Here is a 15,113-nt window from a genome sequence, read left to right as displayed (position 1 = left end):
CCCTGCGCCGCCTGCTGGCGCTGGCGGTGCTGGTACCAGGCTTGCCAGCAGCGGCGGCTGAGCCGGTGCGCTACTGCGACTACCCCGTGTACCCGCCGATTTCCTGGAGCGATGGCCACCAGGTGCGTGGCCTGGCGCCGACGGTGGTGCGGGAGCTGTTTGCGCGCATGGGCCGAGAGGTGCAAACCGTGGTGCTGGGCAATTGGAAGCGCTGCCTGATGGACGCTGCCGCCGGGCGGGTGGACGTGGTGCTCGCCTACGACAGCGACCAACGTGACCAAGGCATGCGTTTTTCGTCGGTACCGGTGATACGTGAAGAGGTGGCGGTGTTTTTCAATCGCCGCCGGCCCGTGCAGTTTCAGCACCTGGAAGACTTGGCCGGGTACCGTGGCGGCTTGCTCTACGGTGAAAGCTACGGCGCCGACTTCGACCGTTTTGTCGCGCGCCACCAGAACATCGAGCGGGTCTCGTCCAGCCAGCAGAACTTCGGCAAGCTGATCCGTGGGCGCATCGACTTCGTGATCCAGGAGCGGCGTACCGGCGAGCTGTTCATCGAGCACCTGCCCGGCGCCGAAGACATCCGCGCCTTGCCGGCCGCGCTGAGCGTGGACTACCTGCGCGTGGCGGTGTCGCGCCAGTCCTCCCTGAGCCAGCACATGAACGAGATCGACCACCAGTTGCGGCGCATGCACGAAGCTGGCGAGATCGACCGCTGGCTGGAGCAGAGCGAAGTGACCTACCGCGACATGATCAACCTGCCGGCGGATGCCCGATGATCCGCCTGCGCACCGACGGCCTGTTGCGCCGCCTGCTGCTGTTTATCCTGCTGTTCAGCCTGTGCTTCACGGTGCTGGCCAGTTCCGTGCAGCTGTATTTCGAGTACCGCCGCGAGATGCGCGACATCGAGGCGCGCATGGCGTTGATCCGCGTGGGGTACCTGGCCAGCCTGGAGCGCAGCTTGTGGGACCTCGACGAAGCGCAACTGGATGTTCAACTGCGTGGCCTGGTGGACTTTTCAGATGTGGCGCGGGTGCGCCTGCTCAGCGATGACTTCACCCTGTTGCGCGGTGAAGCCGAGCCTAAGGGGCCACTGCGCATCGAGCGTTTCCCGCTGGATTACCAGCCACCGTCGGGGCCGGCACGGCACCTTGGCGAGCTGGAGGTGAGCATCGACCTGGGCGCGGTGCACCGGCGGCTGTATGCCACGGGCCTGGCCAGCCTGTTGTGGATGGGGGTGTTTCTGTGTGGCCTGGCGGTCGCGTTGTCTGGCTTGTTCTACCGCCTGGTGACGCGCCATTTGCAAGTCATGGCCGAGTTTGCCCGGCGTATCGGGGCCGGGCACTGGCAGGAGCCGCTGCGCCTGGATCGCCGCCGTTCGGCGCATGCTGATGAGATCGATACCGTGGCGCATGCCCTGGACGACATGCGCCGGGCCATCCTCAGCGATATCGAGCGCCGCGAGCTCGACCGCGTGGCCCTGCAGGACAAGCGTGACGAGCTGCAGGCCATGGTCGAGCGGCGTACCGCGAGCCTGGCACGGGCCAAGGACGAGGCCGAAGCCGCCAACCTGGCCAAGTCACGCTTTTTGGCGACCATGAGCCATGAGCTGCGCACGCCGCTCAATGGCATCCTCGGCATGGCCGAACTGCTGCGTGGCGCCAGGCTCGATGCGCTCGACCGGCAACGCCTACAGGCTTTGTACAAGGCGGGTGAAGGGCTGTTGGCCATTCTTAACGAGGTGCTTTGCTTTGCCCGTCTCGAAGAGGGCGAGAGCCAGGCCGAAATGCTCGGTTTCTCACTGCGCCAGTTGTGCACGGAGGTGCTGGCATTGCTCGAACCAATGGCCTTGGAACGCGGCGACACCCTGCACGTGGAGGTCGATGAGCAACTGGCGGCGCATCAGCATGGCGCCGAGCAGTACCTGCGCCAGGTACTGAGCAACCTGCTGGCCAACGCCATCAAGTTCACCGCGCACGGCCAGGTCGAACTCAGGGTGCAGGTGCTGGCCAGCGATCAGAGCGGGCAGCGCCTGCGCGTGTCGGTCAGTGACAATGGCATTGGCATCGAACCGGCCATGCAGGCGAAGATTTTTGACCGTTTCGTGCAGGCCAGCGAAGCGGTGGCCCGGCGCTATGGTGGCACTGGCCTGGGCTTGGCGATCTGCAAGCACCTGGTGGAAAAACTTGGCGGCCGCATCGGCCTGGACAGCGTGCCGGGGCAGGGCAGCTGCTTCTGGTTCGAGCTCGACATGGCGCGTGGGCAGCCTGCCGTTGCCCATGAGCCGGTCTGCTCGGCGTCGGCCAGCCTGAGTATCCTGGTGGTCGAGGACGTGGCGTTGAACCGTGAGGTGGCGGGTGGGTTGCTGGTACGCGATGGCCACCAGGTGTGCTTTGCCGAGGATGCCGAGCAAGCCCTGCAAGCCTGTGCCCAGCAGCGCTTCGACCTGATCCTGCTGGATGTGCACTTGCCCGGCTTGAGCGGGGTCGAGTTGTGCCGGCGCATCCGCGCCACCCCAGGGCCAAACCGTGGCAGCCGGATCCTGGCGCTGACTGCCGGGGTGCAACCGGCGCAAGTCCCCGATTACCTGGCCGCAGGCATGCAGGGGGTGCTGGCCAAACCGCTGCGCCTGGAGCACCTGCGCCAGGCCCTGGCCGAGGTTGCGCCTGCCCCGGTGGCTGCACCTGGCTCGGGCATGGACTGGTCACTGTTGCAAACCCACCGCAGCTTGCTGGGTGAGCAGAAGTTGCAGGCGCTGCTGGCAGTGCTGCGCCAATCGATCGAGCAGCACGCCACGGCGCTGGCCGAAGCCTTGCAGGCACGCGACTGCGCTGCAGTGTCGCACTTGGCGCACCGCCTGGCGGGCAGTTGCGATTCCCTCGGCTTTGCTGGCTTGGCTGGCCTGTTGCGCCGCCTCGAAGACGCCGCCCAAGGCCAAGATGAACAGGCGCTGCTGGCGCTCAGCGAGCCACTAGCGGCACAGCTGGAACAGGCCCGCACCACCCTGAAACAGTTGATCCAGAGCTGACGTACAAAAAACTTACGACTTTTTACATCTTTGATCGGTTCGTACAACGGCACCTTACATCCGTTTCCAATAATCGATGGCAACCGTGTTGCACGCGGTCCATGAGGCTTATTGGAGATAACAATAATGACATGCCGTAGCGCTCAGCCCCTCCTTGAACGATCGTTTTGCACCCCCTGCTACAGCGGGGTGAACCATGACTGACACCCACGAAGGCAAAATCCAACTGACCCGCGCGCTGAAAAGCCGGCACATCTTCATGCTGTCGCTGGGCGGCGTGATCGGCACCGGCCTGTTCATGGGCTCGGGCGTCACCATCAACCAGGGCGGGCCGGTGGGGGCGATCCTGGCCTACCTGGTGGCGGGGCTGTTGATGTACCTGGTGATGGTGTGCCTGGGCGAGCTGTCGGTGCAGATGCCGGTTTCCGGTTCGTTCCAGGCCCATGCCACCAAGTTCATCGGCCCAGCCACGGGCTTCATGATTGGCTGGGTGTACTGGATGAGTTGGGCCACCACGGTGGGCCTGGAGTTCACCGCTGCGGGCATGCTGATGACCCGCTGGTTCCCCGAGGTGCCAATCTGGTATTGGTCGGCGTTGTTCGTGGTTGTGCTGTTCGGCCTCAATGCCCTGGCTACACGGGCCTTTGGCGAGGCGGAGTACTGGTTCTCGGGGATCAAGGTGGCGACCATCCTCGGCTTTATCGTGGTCGGCCTGCTGGTGATCTTCGGCGCCATCCCGCTGAACAACGGGGCGCCGGCACCGATGCTGAACAACCTAGTGGGCGAGTCGCTGTTCCCCCATGGCCTGTCGGCGGTGTTCGCGGTGATGATGACCGTGGTGTATGCCTTTCAGGGCTGCGAAATCATGGGCGTGGCGGCCGGTGAGACCGAGCACCCGGAAAAGAGCATCCCCCGGGCCGTGCGCAACGTGGTGTTCCGCGTGCTGATCTTCTATGTGCTGGCGATTGCCGTGCTGTCGGCCATCGTGCCGTTCGAGCAGGCCGGGTTGATGGAAAGCCCGTTCGTGCAGGTGTTCGACATGGTCGGCATTCCCTATGCGGCCGACCTGATGAACTTCGTCATCCTCACCGCCATCCTGTCGGTGGGTAATTCCGGGCTGTATGCCTCCACGCGCATCCTCTGGGCCATGTCCAAGAGCGGCATGGCACCCAAGAGCCTGTCGCCGCTGAGCAAGCGCGGCGTGCCACTGCGTGCCCTGAGCATCACCCTGTGCTTTGCCCTGGTGTCGCTGATGACCAGCTTCGTGGCTGCCGACACCTTGTTCATGGTGTTGATGGCCGTGAGCGGCATGTCCGGCACTGTGACCTGGATCGTCATCGCCCTGGCGCAGTACCGGTTCCGCAAGGCGTACCTGCGTGATGGCGGGCAACTGCAGGACCTCAAGTACAAGGCGCCGCTGTACCCCTTGGTGCCGCTGCTGTGCATCACCCTGTGCTGTTCGCTGTTCGTGTTTCTGGCCATCGATGAGACCCAGCGGCCGTCGTTGTACTGGGGCTTTGGTTTCATTGCCCTGTGCTATGCGGCGTATTACGGGGTGAACCGCCGGCGGCAAGGGGCCTTTGCGCCGAGTGCGCCTGGGGTTTGAAGCCGCTTGTTGGGGGCAGCCTTGTGCTGCGAAGAGGCCGGTGCAGGCATCAACATTGTTTTGAGCCTGCACTGGCCTCTTCGCAGCACAAGGCTGCCTCTACAAGGGAAGCGCAAGGGTTTTGATCCGAGTTGTGCAAAGTTGTAACAACCCATCCCGCCTTGTTGAACACTCGTTTAGTATCACCTTCATCACGTCCTCCACCCCAATAACAACAGCGAGGCCTCCCATGACCACCCCGTCATCGTCAGTGTTGAGCAAGGTCGAAGCCGGTGTTGCCTGGCTCACCCTCAACCGCCCCGAGCAGCGCAACGCACTGGACATTCCCACCCTCAAGCATCTGCATGCCCTGCTCGACACCTGCAACAGCGACCCCGCCGTCCGGGTGGTGGTGCTGACCGGCAGCGGGCGCAGCTTCTGTGCCGGCGCCGACCTGGCGGAATGGGCCGAGGCCCAGGCCCGTGGTGCACTGGAAAGCTACGGCTGGACCGAGACCGCCCACGCCCTGATGCTGCGCCTGCACAGCCTGGATAAACCGACCCTGGCCGCCATCAACGGCACCGCCGTCGGCGGCGGCATGGACCTGAGCCTGTGCTGTGACCTGCGCATCGCTGCTGCCTCGGCACGCTTCAAAGCCGGATACACCAGCATGGCCTACAGCCCCGATGCCGGCGCCAGCTGGCACCTGCCACGGCTGATTGGCAGCGAGCAAGCCAAACGCCTGTTGTTCCTCGACGAACTGTGGGGCGCCGAACGGGCCTTGGCGGCAGGGCTGGTGAGCGAGGTCTGCGCCGACGAGCAATTGCCTGCGGTGGCCGCTGAACTGGCGGGCCGCCTGGCCAACGGCCCGACCTTCGCCTACGCGCAGACCAAGCGGCTGATCCGCGAAGGCGCCCAGCGCACCCTGGCCGAGCAACTCGAAGCCGAGCGCCAGGCCGGCTTGCTATGCGGGCGCAGCCAGGACGGCGCCGAGGCGCTCAAGGCCTCGGTAGAACGGCGCCCAGCGCACTTCGTCGGCCAATAACCCGTTACCTCTCCAGGACCTTCGCAGATGAATTTCCAACTGACCCAAGAACAAGAAATGTTGGTGGATGCGGTACGCAGCTTCGTGGCCAAGGAACTGCTGCCCCATGAAGAAGCGGTAGACCGTGCCGACGCGGTGTCGCCGGAACTGGCTGCGCAGATCCGCGGCAAGGCCATCGCCGCCGGGTTCTATGCCTTCAACATGCCTGAAGAAGTCGGCGGCGGTGGCCTCGATTACCTGTCCCAAGCGCTGATCGAGCGCGAGTTGTCCAAGGTTTCCTGGGCGCTGCACGTGTTTGTCGCACGCCCGTCGAAGATTCTCATGGCCTGCAAGGACCAGCAGGTCACCGACTACCTGCTGCCGTGCGTGCAGGGCGAAAAGACCGATTGCTTCGCCCTTACCGAGCCTGGCGCGGGCTCTGACGCCAACGCCATCAAGACCCGCGCCGTGCGCCAGGGCGATGACTTCGTGATCAACGGCAGCAAACACTTCATCAGCCACGCCGGGCATGCCGACTTCGCCATCGTCTTCGCGGTGACCGACACCTACGAGCACAACGGGCGCAAACGCAATGCGGTCACCGCCTTGCTGGTCGACCGGGACACCCCCGGCATGACCATCCGCCGCGGGCCCAAGTGCGTGAGCAACCGCGGCTACCACACCTACGAGCTGTTCTTCGACGACTGCCGGGTGCCAGCCAGCAACGTGCTGGGCGAAGTCGGCAAAGGCTGGGAGGTGGCCAACGCCTGGCTTACCGCTGGCCGGGTGATGGTCGCCGCCAACTGCGTCGGCCAGGCCCAGCGTGCACTGGACGCATCGCTGCAGTGGGCCGCCGACCGCAAGCAATTTGGCCAGCCCATCGGCAGCTACCAGGGTGTGTCGTTCAAGCTGGCGGACATGGCCACGCAGATCCGCGCCGCCGAACTGCTCACCCTGCACACCGCCTGGAAGATGGACCAGGGCAGCATGACCGATGGCGAGGCGGGCATGGCCAAGCTGTTGGCCAGCGAAGTGCTGGGCAAGGTCGCTGACGAAGCCGTGCAGATTTTTGGCGGCATGGGCCTGATGGATGAGGGGCCGGTCGAGCGCATCTGGCGCAACGCCCGCATCGAGCGGATCTGGGAGGGCACGTCGGAAATCCAGCGGCACATCATTTCCCGTGAGCTGCTGCGCCCGTTGCTGCGCTGATCGACCTGGAGACTCAGCATGTCGCATTCCAATCGTGACAACCTCAAGCGCCTGCTGGCCCCACGGCACTTGGCCTTCGTGGGTGGGCGCAGCATGGCCCGTGCCCTCAAGCGCTGTGCCGAAGGTGGCTTTGCCGGCCCGCTCTGGCTGGTCAACCCGCAACACGCGAGCCTGGAGGGCATCCCTTGCGTGGCGCGGGTGGCAGACCTGCCATGCGCCCCAGACGCGGTGTTCATCGCCACCCACCGTGAACTGACCCTGCAGTGTGTCGCGGAACTGGCCGCCATCGGTGCCGGTGGCGCCATCTGCTACGCCTCGGGCTTCGCCGAAAGCGGTGAACAAGGCCGCCTGTTGCAGCAGCGCCTGCTTGAGGCCGCCGGCAGCATGGCCTTGCTTGGCCCCAACTGCTATGGCCTGCTCGACTACTTGCACGGCGCGGCCCTATGGCCGGTGGCCCATGGCGGCAAGCAGGTGGAGCAGGGCGTGGCGATCCTGACCCAGAGCGGCAATTTTGCCTACAACCTGTCCATGAGCGACCGCTCGCTGCCGGTGGCCTACATGGCATCGGTCGGCAACCAGGCGCAGTTGGGCGTGGCCGAGTTGATGGACGTGCTGCTCGACGACCCACGGGTGACCGCCATCGGCTTGCACCTCGAGGGCCTGAAAAACGTGCCGGGCTTTGCCCGCGCCGCCTACAAGGCACTGCAACAGGGCATCCCGATCATTGCCCTGAAAACCGGCGTGTCGCAGATCGGCGCTGAACTGGCGCTCAGCCACACCAGTTCGCTGTCAGGCTCCGATGCCCTGTACGACAGCCTATTCCAGCGCCTGGGCGTGATCCGCGTGAGTGGCCCGGTGAGCTTCGTCGAGACCCTCAAGGCTGCCGCCTGTGGCCGTTTGCCGGCCGGCGACCGGCTGGTCGCCCTGGCCTGTTCGGGCGGCGATGCGGGCTTGATCGCCGACTACGCCGAGCGCAACCAGTTGCGCCTGCCCGCGCTGGCGCCAGGGCAGGTGAGGGCACTGGCCCAGGTACTTCCGGCCTACGCCAACCTGGTCAATCCGCTGGACTTCACAACAGCGATCTGGGGCGATGAAGTGGCCCTGCAACAGATGCTCGACAGCACCCTGGGCGCTGACACCGATGCCGCCATGCTGGTGCTCGACTACCCCGCAGCGTTCACCGGTGAGCGCAAGGAATGCGACCTGTTGCTGGCGCTTTACTGCGACGCCCTGGCGCGCCACGGCAAGATCGGCTTCGTCACCTCGGCGTTCCCCGAGCTGTTGCCAGCCTCGGCCCGTGAGCGCCTGCATGCCCATGGCATCGCCGCGCTGCAAGGCGTGGAAGATGGCCTGGCAGCGTGGGGGCGGATCGTGGCCTATCAGCGCAACCGCCAGCGGCTGCTGGAACAGGGCGAGGCGGCGCAGGTGCCGCTGTGGCCACGGCCCCTTGCAGGTGAAAGCCGCCTGCTAGACGAATGGCAGTCCAAGCAGGCCCTGAGTGCGTTTGGCCTGCCGGTGCCAGGCGGGGTGCTGAGTACCCCGGAGCACGCGCTAAACGATGCCAACCGCGTTGGCTACCCGCTGGTGCTCAAGGCGGTCAGTGCGCAGTTGCCGCACAAGACCGAAGCCGGTGCGGTGGCGTTGAACCTGCGTGATGGCGCAGCGCTGCAGGCCGCCCTGGCGCAGATGCGCCAGCGCATCGACGCCTATGCGCCGGGGGTGGCGTTCGACCAGGTCTTGCTCGAACCCATGGCGCCGCCGCCCTTGGCCGAGTTGATCGTCGGCATCAAGCGTGAAAACGACTTTGCCCTGGCCTTGGTGATCGGGGCGGGCGGTGTGCTGGTGGAGCTGCTTAAAGACAGCGTCAGCCTGTTGCTGCCCACCACCGACAGCGCCATTCGCGCAGCACTGCTTGGCCTGCGCAGCGCCAGCCTGCTGCAGGGTTTTCGGGGGCGCCCGGCTGCCGACCTGGATGCTCTGGTGGCGGCGATCCGCGCGGTGGCCGACTATGCCTGCGAAAACGCCGGGCAGCTGCTGGAACTGGATGTGAACCCATTGATGGTCGGTGCCCACGGCACCACCGCGGTCGATGCGCTGATCCGCCTCGGCCAGCCGCAAGGAGATCAGCATGAATGAGCACTCGATGACCGCCGGCCAGGCGCTGGTACGGCTGCTGGCCAACTATGGGGTGGATACCGTGTTCGGCATCCCAGGGGTGCATACCCTGGAGCTGTACCGCGGCTTGCCCGGCAGTGGCATCCGCCATGTGCTGACGCGGCATGAGCAGGGCGCGGGCTTCATGGCCGATGGTTACGCCCGGGTCAGCGGCAGGCCGGGCGTGTGTTTTGTCATCACCGGCCCAGGCGTGACCAATGCCGCCACTGCCATCGGCCAGGCCTATGCCGACTCGATCCCGTTGCTGGTGATATCCAGCGTCAACCACACCGCCAGCCTGGGCAAAGGTTGGGGCTGCCTGCACGAAACCCAGGACCAGCGCGCCATGACCGCGCCGATCACGGCGTTCTCCGCCGTGGCACTGAGCGCTGAAGACCTGCCCGAGCTGATTGCCCGTGCCTGGGCAGTGTTCGACAGCGAACGCCCGCGCCCGGTGCACATCTCGGTCCCGCTGGACGTGCTGGCCGCGCCGGTTGCCCGCGACTGGAGCGACGCGGTGGTACGTCGCCCTGGGCGCGGCCTGCCCGACCGGGGCACGCTGGAGCAGGCCGCGCTGAAACTGGCCGCAGCGAAACGGCCAATGATCATCGCCGGCGGTGGCGCACTGCAGGCCGCCGCGCAACTCGAACAGTTGAGCACCCGCTTGGCAGCGCCGCTATTCACCAGCGTCGCTGGCAAGGGCCTGCTGCCGCCTGAGGCGCCATTGAACGCGGGTTCTAGCCTGTGCGTCGCGCCGGGCTGGCAGATGATCAGCGAAGCCGATGTGGTGTTGGCGGTGGGTACCGAAATGGCCGATACCGACTTCTGGCGCGAGCGCCTGCCGCTCAACGGTGAGTTGCTGCGGGTCGACATCGACCCACGCAAGTTCAACGATTTTTACCCGTGCGCGGTGGCCTTGCACGGCGATGCTCGACAGACCCTCGACGCTTTGCTGGCGCACTTGCCCGAGGTCGAGCGCGACCCTCGCCAGGCCATCGAAGCGGTGGCCGGCCTGCGCCAGGCCATTCGCACTGGGCACGCACCGTTGCAGGCCATCCATCAGGCCATTCTCGACCGCATCGACGCGGTGCTGCCAGACGACGCCTTCATCAGCAGCGACATGACCCAACTGGCCTACACCGGCAACTACGCCTTTGCCAGCCGGGCGCCGCGCAGCTGGTTGCACCCCACCGGTTACGGCACCCTCGGCTATGGCTTGCCGGCGGGTATCGGCGGCATGCTCGCCACTGACCATCGCCCCGGCCTGGTGCTGGTGGGCGACGGCGGTTTCCTCTACACCGCCCAGGAACTGGCCACCGCGGTCGAGGAACTGGACCGGCCGTTGGTGGTATTGCTGTGGAACAATGACGCCCTTGGCCAGATCCGCGACGATATGCTCGGCCTGGATATCGAGCCGGTCGGCGTACTGCCGCGCAACCCTGATTTCATCGGCCTGGCCCGTGCGTTTGGCTGCGCGGTGCGTCAGCCACGTGACCTGGATGCCTTGCAGGCTGACCTGGCCGACGGCTTCGCCACGCCAGGCGTGACCTTTATCGAACTCAAACATACCTGCGTCTGCTGACCGCAGCGCATCGTCCATAACAAGAGAAACCACCATGCAATTTCGCCGTACGCTCCTCGCTGCCTCCCTGGCCCTGCTGATCACCGGCCAAGCCCCGCTGTATGCCGCGCCGCCGCTGTCGATGGACAACGGCAGCAACGCGCTGACCGTGCAAAACAGCAACGCCTGGGTCGAGATCAGTGCCAGTGCCTTGCAACACAACATTCGCACCCTGCAAGCGGAGCTGGGTGGCAAGTCCAAGCTGTGCGCCGTGCTCAAGGCAGACGCCTACGGCCACGGTATTGGCCTGGTGATGCCGTCGGTGATCGCCCTTGGCGTACCTTGCGTGGCGGTGGCCAGCAACGAGGAAGCCCGCGTGGTGCGGGCCAGCGGCTTCACCGGGCAACTGGTGCGGGTACGCCTGGCCAGCCTGAGCGAGCTGGAAGATGCCCTGCAATACGACATGGAAGAGCTGGTCGGCAGCGCCGAGTTCGCCCGCCAGGCCGATGCCATCGCCGAGCGCCATGGCAAGACTTTGCGCATTCACCTGGCGCTCAACTCCAGCGGCATGAGCCGTAACGGCGTGGAAATGGCCAGCTGGAGCGGGCGAGGTGAGGCACTGCAGATCACCGACCAGAAGCACCTCAAGCTGGTGGCGTTGATGACCCACTTCGCCGTGGAAGACAAGGATGACGTGCGCAAGGGCTTGGCAGCGTTCAACGAGCAGGCCGACTGGTTGATCAAACATGCCAAGCTCGACCGCCGCCAACTGACCCTGCACGCCGCCAACTCGTTCGCCACCCTGGAGGTGCCGGAAGCACGCCTGGACATGGTCCGCACCGGCGGTGCGCTGTTCGGCGACACCGTGCCCGAGCGTACCGAGTACAAGCGTGCCATGCAGTTCAAGTCGCGGGTGGCGGCGGTGCACAGCTACCCGGCTGGCAACACTGTCGGCTATGACCGCACCTTCACCCTGGCGCGCGACTCGCGCCTGGCCAATATCACCGTCGGCTATTCCGACGGCTACCGCCGGGTGTTCACCAACAAGGGCCATGTGCTGATCAACGGCCACCGCGTGCCGGTGGTGGGCAAGGTATCGATGAACACCTTGATGGTCGATGTCACCGACTTCCCCGACGTCAAGAACGGCAACGAAGTGGTGCTGTTCGGCAAACAGGCCGGTGGCGAGATTACCCAGGGCGAGATGGAGGAAATCAACGGCGCATTGCTGGCCGACCTCTACACCGTGTGGGGCAGCTCGAACCCCAAGATTCTCGTCGATTGACCGCATTTGAAGGGAGACTGCCATGCGCTATGCCAAGCTGACCCAACGCATCGCCGGTGACGGTGCTGCCGCCTGGGACATCCACTACCGCGCCCTGGCGATGCAGGCCGAGGGCAAGGACGTTCTGCTGCTGTCGGTGGGCGACCCGGACTTCGACACCCCGGCCCCCATCGTTGAAGCGGCCATCGACAGCCTGCGTGCCGGCCACACCCATTACGCTGATGTACGCGGCAAGCTGGCGCTGCGCCAGGCCATTGCCGATCGCCACCGGCAGCGCAGCGGCCAGCCCGTCAGTGCTGACCAGGTCACGGTACTGGCGGGTGCCCAGTGCGCTTTGTTCTGCGTAGCCCAGTGCGTGCTCGACCCGGGTGATGAAGTGATCGTCGCCGAGCCGATGTACGTCACTTACGAGGCGGTGTTCGGTGCCTGTGGTGCCACGGTGGTGCCGGTGCCGGTCAAGCCGGAGAACGGCTTTCGGGTGTGCCCGCAGGACGTGGCCGCGCGCATCACCCCACGCACCCGCGCCCTGGCCCTGAACAGCCCGCACAACCCTTCGGGCGCGAGCTTGCCGCGCTCGACCTGGGAGGCGTTGGCCGAGCTGTGCGTCGCCCACGACCTGTGGCTGATCTCCGACGAGGTGTACAGCGAACTGTTGTACGAAGGCGAGCATGTCAGCCCGGGCAGCCTGCCCGGCATGGCCGAGCGCACCGCAACCCTCAACAGCCTGTCTAAATCCCATGCCATGACCGGCTGGCGGGTGGGCTGGGTGGTGGGCTCGCCTGAGCTGGCCACGCACCTGGAGAACCTGGCGCTGTGCATGCTCTATGGCTCGCCGGACTTTATCCAGGACGCCGCCGTGGTGGCCTTGAATCAGCCCTTGCCCGCCCTTGAGGCGATGCGCGACGCCTATCGCCAGCGCCGGGACCTGGTGTGCGAACAGCTGGCCGGTTGCCCGGGCGTCAAGGCGCTCAAACCCGACGGTGGCATGTTCGTGATGGTCGATATCCGCGAAACCGGCCTCAGTGCCCAGGCCTTCGCTGACCGCCTGCTGGACCGCGAAGGTGTGTCGGTACTGGCGGGAGAAGCCTTTGGCCCGAGCGCCGCCGGGCATATTCGCCTGGGGTTGGTGGTAGGCGCCGAGGCCTTGGCCGAGGCGTGCCAGCGCATTGCCCGGTGTGCGGGTGAACTGATGCAAGGAGAACTGTCGTGAATGTATTGATCGTCCATGCTCACCCCGAGCCGCAATCCTTCACCGCCGCCCTGCGTGACCAAGCGGTGGCTACCTTTCGCGCCCAGGGCCACGCGGTCAAGGTCAGCGACCTGTATGCCATGGGCTGGAACCCGGTGGCCAGTGCGGATGATTTCGCCACGCGGGAGAACCCCGAGTACCTGGTGTACGCGCTGGAGCAGCGCCTGGGGGTGAAGAGCGGCGCCATTGCCGCAGATATCCAGCAAGAGCTGGAAAAGCTGTTATGGGCCGACTTGCTGGTGCTGAACTTCCCTGTCTTCTGGTTCTCGGCGCCGGCCATGCTCAAGGGCTGGATCGACCGGGTGCTGGTGTCGGGTGTCTGTTATGGCGGCAAGCGCTTCTACGACCAGGGTGGGCTGGCCGGCAAGAAGGCGCTGGTGACGGTGACCCTTGGCGGGCGTGAGCACATGTTTGGCGAAGGGGCTATCCATGGGCCGCTCGAGGACATGTTGCGGCCGATTCTGCGGGGGACGCTGGCGTACGTTGGCTTCGACGTGCTGCCGCCGTTTGTGGCCTGGCATGTGCCGTATATCAGCGACGAAGCGCGGCAGGGTTTTCTGCAGCAGTATCAGCAGCGTCTGGAGCAGTTGGCGGATGATCAGCCGCTGGTGTTCCCGCGGTTGGCGCAGTTCGATGAGGCGTTGTACCCGCTGGCGTGAATCAACCCGAGTTTGAGTCGATTGATCCGGCCCTATCGCCGGCAAGCCGGCTCCCACAGTTACCGCACCGACTCTGAATTGTGTGCGATACCTGTGGGAGCCGGCTTGCCGGCGATAGGGCTATGAGTACCTACCAATGAGTATCTGCCCAAAAACGACCACCCACACATTCGGGGTATGTTGCCCTCAAGCAAATCCCCCGATAGTGAACCCATCGGCTCGATCCGGAGCAGTCACACGATGGAGTTGCTATGCGCAAGGCACTGAAGGTGATTGGCAGCCTGTTGCTGGCGTCGGCCGCGACGCAGGCACTGGCGGTAGAGGGGGACAGCGGTAACACGTTAAGGCTGTACAACTGGACCGACTACATCGGCGAAACCACCTTGGACGACTTCGAGAAGGCCACCGGCATCAAGGTCATCTACGACACCTTCGATGGCTACGAAACCGTCCAGACCAAATTGCTCACCGGCCGCTCCGGCTACGACCTGGTAATGCTCAACGCCTCCCTGGTACCCCCGTTGATTCAGGCCGGCGTGTTCCAGCCGCTGGACAAGCAGCAACTGCCCAGCTGGCACAACCTGGATGAGCAGGTGGTGAGCAACCTGCAAGGTTACGACCCCGGCCTTAACTACTCGGCACCCTATACCTGGGGCAGCTCCGGGATCACTTACAACGTCGACAAGATCACCGCGCGCATGCCCGATGCACCGATCGGCTCGCTGGCCATGTTGTTCGATCCCAAGATCGTTTCGCGCTTCGCCGACTGCGGTGTCACCCTGATGGACGCGCCGACAGAGGTGATCCCGCTGGCCCTGCAGTACCTGGGCAAGGACCCCCGCAGCGCAGCGCCCGCCGACCTCAAGGCTGCCGAGCAGCTGCTGATGGGCATTCGCCCGTACATTCGCAAGTTCGACTCGGTCAACTACCTCACCAGCCTGCCCAACGGCGATGTCTGCCTGGCCCTGACCTGGTCAGGTGACTACGCCACCGCCCAGGCCCGTGCCATAGAAGCGGAAAAGGCCATCAAGCTGGCGTTTTTCATCCCCAAGGAAGGCTCGCTGATCTGGTTCGACAACCTCTACATCCCCAAAGACGCGCCGCACGCGGCCAATGCTCACCGCTTCATCGAGTTTTTGCTGCAGCCGCAGACCATGGCCAAGGTCACCGACTTCATCCACTACGCCAACAGCAATGCCGCTGCCACGGCGCTGGTGCACGCCGACATCCGCCAAGACCCGGCGATCTACCCCGATGCCCAGACCCGCGAACGCCTGTTCGCCCAGAAGACCCAGAGCCCCAAGGACATGCGCGCCATCACCCGGGTCTGGAGCACGGTCAAGACCGGTTTCTGAACACTGC

11 protein-coding genes are annotated in these 15,113 nt (G+C 65.1%); all 11 read left to right on the top strand.

Going from position 1 to position 15,113, the window contains the following annotated elements; all coding sequences use genetic code 11:
* Positions 1-2: 2 nt before the first annotated feature.
* The 11 genes from QOS90_RS14820 to QOS90_RS14770 all read left to right on the top strand — a co-directional run bounded on the left by QOS90_RS14820 (position 3) and on the right by QOS90_RS14770 (position 15,106).
* Positions 3-776 (top strand): substrate-binding periplasmic protein, encoded by a 774-nt coding sequence (locus QOS90_RS14820; RefSeq protein WP_085273359.1) that lies wholly within the window; start codon positions 3-5, stop codon positions 774-776.
* Positions 773-3,025, top strand: a complete 2,253-nt coding sequence (locus QOS90_RS14815) for an ATP-binding protein (protein ID WP_085273341.1) — start codon at positions 773-775, stop codon at positions 3,023-3,025. Before QOS90_RS14820 ends, QOS90_RS14815 begins: the two co-directional genes overlap by 4 nt.
* 196 nt (positions 3,026-3,221) lie before the next feature.
* Positions 3,222-4,631 (top strand): amino acid permease, encoded by a 1,410-nt coding sequence (locus tag QOS90_RS14810; protein WP_027593672.1) that lies wholly within the window; start codon positions 3,222-3,224, stop codon positions 4,629-4,631.
* 229 nt (positions 4,632-4,860) lie between these two features.
* The gene (locus tag QOS90_RS14805) at positions 4,861-5,655 is read left to right on the top strand and encodes an enoyl-CoA hydratase/isomerase family protein (RefSeq protein WP_027593671.1); all 795 of its coding nucleotides are present in this window, start codon (positions 4,861-4,863) and stop codon (positions 5,653-5,655) included.
* A 27-nt stretch (positions 5,656-5,682) separates the two neighbouring features.
* On the top strand, positions 5,683-6,843 hold the full coding sequence (locus tag QOS90_RS14800) for an acyl-CoA dehydrogenase family protein (RefSeq protein ID WP_027593670.1): 1,161 nt from the start codon (positions 5,683-5,685) through the stop codon (positions 6,841-6,843).
* A gap of 18 nt (positions 6,844-6,861) precedes the next feature.
* Positions 6,862-8,979, top strand: a complete 2,118-nt coding sequence (locus QOS90_RS14795) for an acetate--CoA ligase family protein (protein WP_027593669.1) — start codon at positions 6,862-6,864, stop codon at positions 8,977-8,979.
* Positions 8,972-10,579, top strand: a complete 1,608-nt coding sequence (locus QOS90_RS14790; RefSeq protein ID WP_027593668.1) for a 5-guanidino-2-oxopentanoate decarboxylase — start codon at positions 8,972-8,974, stop codon at positions 10,577-10,579. Before QOS90_RS14795 ends, QOS90_RS14790 begins: the two co-directional genes overlap by 8 nt.
* A 34-nt stretch (positions 10,580-10,613) precedes the next feature.
* Complete coding sequence (gene alr, locus QOS90_RS14785; RefSeq protein ID WP_027593667.1) at positions 10,614-11,843, top strand: alanine racemase; 1,230 nt, start codon at positions 10,614-10,616, stop codon at positions 11,841-11,843.
* A gap of 22 nt (positions 11,844-11,865) precedes the next feature.
* Positions 11,866-13,053: a pyridoxal phosphate-dependent aminotransferase gene (locus tag QOS90_RS14780; protein WP_027593666.1), complete on the top strand. Its 1,188-nt coding sequence runs from the start codon at positions 11,866-11,868 to the stop codon at positions 13,051-13,053.
* The gene (locus QOS90_RS14775) at positions 13,050-13,751 is read left to right on the top strand and encodes an NAD(P)H-dependent oxidoreductase (RefSeq protein WP_085273342.1); all 702 of its coding nucleotides are present in this window, start codon (positions 13,050-13,052) and stop codon (positions 13,749-13,751) included. Before QOS90_RS14780 ends, QOS90_RS14775 begins: the two co-directional genes overlap by 4 nt.
* Before the next feature lie 251 nt (positions 13,752-14,002).
* On the top strand, positions 14,003-15,106 hold the full coding sequence (locus QOS90_RS14770; protein WP_085273343.1) for a polyamine ABC transporter substrate-binding protein: 1,104 nt from the start codon (positions 14,003-14,005) through the stop codon (positions 15,104-15,106).
* Positions 15,107-15,113: the final 7 nt, after the last annotated feature.

The sequence above is a fragment of the Pseudomonas sp. LAIL14HWK12:I10 genome (assembly GCF_900184205.1).
Taxonomy (GTDB): Bacteria; Pseudomonadota; Gammaproteobacteria; order Pseudomonadales; family Pseudomonadaceae; genus Aquipseudomonas; species Aquipseudomonas kermanshahensis.
Note: the sequence above shows the minus strand (reverse complement) of the source record. Positions and strands in the feature narration are given on the sequence as shown.

Excerpts from the sequence above, each read along its gene's own strand:
- QOS90_RS14805 (WP_027593671.1), top strand. The coding sequence starts at position 4,861 with ATGACCACCCCGTCATCGTCAGTGTTGAGCAAGGTCGAAGCCGGTGTT.
- QOS90_RS14790 (WP_027593668.1), top strand. The coding sequence starts at position 8,972 with ATGAATGAGCACTCGATGACCGCCGGCCAGGCGCTGGTACGGCTGCTG.
- QOS90_RS14770 (WP_085273343.1), top strand. The coding sequence starts at position 14,003 with ATGCGCAAGGCACTGAAGGTGATTGGCAGCCTGTTGCTGGCGTCGGCC.
- alr (WP_027593667.1), top strand. The coding sequence starts at position 10,614 with ATGCAATTTCGCCGTACGCTCCTCGCTGCCTCCCTGGCCCTGCTGATC.
- QOS90_RS14815 (WP_085273341.1), top strand. The coding sequence starts at position 773 with ATGATCCGCCTGCGCACCGACGGCCTGTTGCGCCGCCTGCTGCTGTTT.
- QOS90_RS14780 (WP_027593666.1), top strand. The coding sequence starts at position 11,866 with ATGCGCTATGCCAAGCTGACCCAACGCATCGCCGGTGACGGTGCTGCC.
- QOS90_RS14800 (WP_027593670.1), top strand. The coding sequence starts at position 5,683 with ATGAATTTCCAACTGACCCAAGAACAAGAAATGTTGGTGGATGCGGTA.
- QOS90_RS14810 (WP_027593672.1), top strand. The coding sequence starts at position 3,222 with ATGACTGACACCCACGAAGGCAAAATCCAACTGACCCGCGCGCTGAAA.
- QOS90_RS14795 (WP_027593669.1), top strand. The coding sequence starts at position 6,862 with ATGTCGCATTCCAATCGTGACAACCTCAAGCGCCTGCTGGCCCCACGG.